3 protein-coding genes are annotated in these 4,281 nt (G+C 67.3%); all 3 read left to right on the top strand.

The features are described from left to right. On the top strand, positions 1-971 hold a 971-nt coding region (locus tag WAW17_RS29135; RefSeq protein ID WP_422336330.1), incomplete at its 5' end, for a M18 family aminopeptidase. A gap of 144 nt (positions 972-1,115) precedes the next feature. Next, positions 1,116-3,422 carry a phosphoribosylformylglycinamidine synthase subunit PurL gene (purL, locus tag WAW17_RS29130; protein ID WP_422336329.1) on the top strand — a complete coding sequence of 769 codons (2,307 nt, stop codon included), beginning with the start codon at positions 1,116-1,118 and terminating at the stop codon, positions 3,420-3,422. A gap of 3 nt (positions 3,423-3,425) precedes the next feature. Further along, positions 3,426-4,281 (top strand): alpha/beta-hydrolase N-terminal domain-containing protein (locus WAW17_RS29125; protein WP_422336328.1); only part of this gene is annotated, 856 nt, incomplete at its 3' end.

Genomic DNA, 4,281 nt, shown 5'->3' with positions numbered 1-4,281 from the left:
GCCTCGAACCATACGGCGGTGCGTGGCTCAATTCGTGGCTCGACCGGGACCTGGGTATCTCGGGTCGGTTGAGTGTGCGAGTGGGCAACACGGTGGAGCAGAAGCTGGTCCGGATCGACGAGCCCATCCTGCGGGTTCCGCAGCTGGCGATCCATCTTTCGGAGGATCGCAAGGGAGTGCAGCTCGATCCGCAGCGTCATCTCAACGCGGTGTGGGGTGTCGGCTCCGAACGGCGGCCGTTCATCGATTTCGTCGCCGAGCGAACAGACGTGTCGGTGGACTCGGTGCTGGGCTGGGAACTGATGACGCACGACCTCGCGCCGAGCACCCTGGTCGGCATCGAGCAGGATCTCGTCAGCGCACCCCGGCTCGATAATCAGGGCACCTGCTACGCGGGTACGCAGGCGCTGCTGGCCGCGGCCGAGCATCCGGGTGTTCACGTGCCGGTGCTCGCCCTGTTCGACCATGAGGAGGTGGGCAGCATGTCGGATCGCGGGGCCTTCTCGGATCTGCTCAACACCGTCCTCGAGAGGATCGTGCTCGGGCGCGGCGGCGGGCGTGAGGAGTTCCTGCAGACCATGGCCGGGTCAGTGTGCGCGTCCGGTGACATGGCCCACGCCACCCACCCCAACTACCCGGATCGGCACGAACCGGCTCATCAGATCGCCGTCAACGCGGGACCGGTCCTCAAGGTCAACCAGAACCTGCGATACGCCACCGACGCGGCCGGGGCGGGAGCGTTCGCCCTGGCCTGTGATCAGGCGGGCGTGCCGTTGCAGAGGTACGTGCACCGTGCCGACCTGCCGTGCGGGTCCACCATCGGTCCGATCACCGCGTCGAGGACGGGGCTGAGCACGGTCGACGTCGGCGCGGCGCAGCTGGGGATGCATTCGTCGCGGGAGTTGATGGGGGCGCGGGACGTGCGCGCGTACTCCGACGCATTGTCGGCGTTCCTCACTCCGGCGGAGTGACAGGAAGGGGGCGGCGAACGCCAGGTCGGTACGGTCGATGGCTGCCGGATAGACTGGCGTACGGCATGGCGCCACCCGGCTAGCCCGCCGGCCGTGGCTCCGGCTTGCTCTCTTGACTCCCGTAGGGAAGGGACCCCACCTCCAGTGTCAGTACACCCGGTCGATACCGTCACCGCCGCAGCCGCGAATCCTGATGTCCCGCAGCCCTTCAAGGAGCTGGGCCTCAAGGACGACGAGTACGCCCGCATCAAGGAGATCCTGGGCCGCCGACCCACCGAGGCCGAGCTCGCGATGTACTCGGTGATGTGGAGCGAGCACTGCTCTTACAAGTCCTCGAAGGTGCACCTCAGGTACTTCGGCGAGACCACCACCGACGAGATGCGGTCGTCGATGCTCGCGGGCATCGGCGAGAACGCCGGCGTCGTCGACATCGGTGACGGGTGGGCAGTCACCTTCAAGGTGGAGAGCCACAACCACCCGTCCTACGTCGAGCCCTATCAGGGTGCGGCCACCGGGGTGGGCGGCATCGTCCGCGACATCATGGCCATGGGTGCCCGGCCCATCGCGGTGATGGATCAGCTGCGTTTCGGTGCGGCCGACGCCCCCGACACCCGACGCGTCGTCGACGGTGTGGTGCGCGGCGTGGGCGGTTACGGCAACTCCCTCGGCCTGCCGAATGTGGGCGGCGAGACCGTCTTCGACGAGTCCTACGCCGGTAACCCCCTGGTCAATGCGCTCTGCGCCGGGGCCATGCGGGTGGAGGATCTGCATCTGGCGTTCGCGTCCGGTGCCGGAAACAAGATCGTTCTCTTCGGTGCGCGCACCGGCCTCGACGGCATCGGCGGCGTCTCGGTTCTGGCATCCGAGACCTTCGACGACACCGACGAGCACGAAGCTGGAAGTGGAGCATCCAAGGGCCGGAAGAAGCTGCCTGCCGTGCAGGTGGGCGACCCGTTCACCGAGAAGGTGCTGATCGAGTGCTGCCTCGAACTGTACGCAGCCAAGCTGGTGGTCGGTATCCAGGACCTCGGCGGTGCGGGCCTGTCCTGCGCCACGTCCGAGCTGGCCGCGGCCGGCGACGGCGGCATGCACGTCGACCTCGAGAAGGTGCCGGTGCGCGCCACCGGGATGACCGCGGCGGAGGTGCTGTCCAGTGAGTCGCAGGAACGCATGTGCGCCGTCGTCACGCCGGAGAACGTCGACGCGTTCATGGCGGTCTGCAAGAAGTGGGATGTGCTCGCGACCGTCATCGGTGAGGTCACTGACGGAGATCGACTCACCATCTCCTGGCACGGTGAAACCGTCGTCGACGTGCCGCCGCGCACCGTCGCGCTCGAGGGTCCCGTGTATGAGCGTCCCGTCCAGCGTCCCGCGAGTCAGGACGCCTTGATCGCGAACACCACCGCCGGACTGAAGCGTCCCGAGTCCGCCGACGAGCTGCGGGCGACGCTGCTGAGGATGATCTCCTCGCCTGCGCTGTGCAGCCGCAAGTGGATCACCGAGCAGTACGACCGCTACGTGCGCGGCAACACGGTGCTCGCCGAGAACGCAGACTCCGGTGTGATCCGCGTCGACGAGAAGACCGGACGCGGAATCGCCCTCGCCACCGACGCTTCGGGTCGCTACACCGTTCTCGACCCGTACGCCGGTGCTCAGCTCGCCCTCGCGGAGGCATTCCGCAACGTCGCGGTCACCGGCGCCACTCCCAAGGCCGTCAGCAACTGCCTCAACTTCGGTTCCCCCGAAGATCCGGCGGTGATGTGGCAGTTCCAGCAGGCCGTGCGTGGTCTCGCGGACGGCTGCGCCAAGCTCGGCATCCCCGTCACCGGTGGCAACGTGAGTTTCTACAACCAGACCGGATCCACCCCGATCCTTCCCACTCCGGTGGTGGCGGTCCTCGGCGTCATCGACGACGTGCACCGGCGTATCCCTGCAAGCTTCGGGCTCGAGCCCGGTGAAACGCTGATCCTGCTGGGCGACACCCGGGACGAATTCGACGGATCCATCTGGGCGCAGGTCGAGCACGCTCACCTTGGTGGTGTGCCGCCGAACGTCGACCTCGACCGGGAGCAGTTGCTGGCCGACATCCTCCTCGCCGGGTCGCGGGACGGGCTGGTCTCCGCGGCGCACGACCTCTCCGAAGGTGGGCTTGCGCAGGCGGTCGTCGAGGCCGCACTGGCGGGGGAGACAGGCTGCCGCATCTTGCTTCCCGAGGACGCCGACCCGTTCGTCGCCCTGTTCTCGGAGTCGGCGGGTCGTGTTCTCGTCGCGGTGCCGCGGACCGAGGAGTCCCGCTTCACCGGGATGTGCAGTGCGCGTGGTCTGCCGTGGGTGCGGATCGGCGTGGTCGATGAGGGTTCCGATTCCGTCGAGGTCCAGGGACAGTTCGCGGTCACGCTGGCGGATCTGCGCGCGGCGTACGAGGGAACGCTCCCGGCACTGTTCGGATGATGAATGGTCAAATCGGGGGCTCTGGAGGAGGTTGACACCGGGCCGCGGGAGCCTCCGCGGCAGGTAGGTACTGCACTTCTCCACGGTCCCCGACTCGATCGCGTCTGGCGTTTCCTGAGGCTCGACTTCACCGGACTCTTGTGTGCCACGGTGTTCTTCTGCTGGTCCCTCACGCCGTCGCTGCTCCCGCGTGACTGGCTCTTCCAGGGGTTGATCGGCGGTATCAACGCCGCCATCGGCTATGCGGTCGGAACAACGCTGGGCTGGGCGGTTCACCGTTACTTCCTGCGGAATCGGTGGTGGTGGCCGTTGCCGGAACCGTGGCCCACCGGACTGAAGGTGTGTGTCACGATCACCTGCCTCGCCGCGTCGCTCGTGATGTTGGCGTTCGCCGCGTCGTGGCAGCGGGAACTGGCGGCATTGACGGGGGCCGAGGGCACCAGCACCTCCGGCTACATCCGGACCGGTGCTCTCAGCGTGTTCGTCGCGGGCGTCATCGTCGCGGAGTGGCGGCTGTTGCGTGACCTGGTGCGGTGGATCGCGGCCCGCCTGATCCGCCGGTGGCACCTCGCGATCCCCACGGCCACCACCGTGGGGATTCTGTTCGTGACGGTGCTGTTCTTCCTCCTCGTCGACGGCGTCCTGCTGCGTGGGATCTACGCCGCCACCAACTACGCATTCAGCCTGCAGAACTCGACCACTCGGGATGGCGCGGAACAGCCCCTCGCCCCCGAGAGGTCCGGAAATCCCGAATCGTCCGCTCCCTGGGACACTCTCGGTTACGAAGGCCGGAACTTCGTGTCCCGTGGTCTCGACTCGAATGAACTCGCCGCAGCCAACGGCACACCCTCAAAGGAAC

It is taken from the genome of Rhodococcus sp. (in: high G+C Gram-positive bacteria) (assembly GCF_049286785.1).
Lineage (GTDB): Bacteria > Actinomycetota > Actinomycetes > Mycobacteriales > Mycobacteriaceae > Rhodococcus_F.
This window is presented reverse-complemented; position numbering and strand designations above follow the sequence as displayed.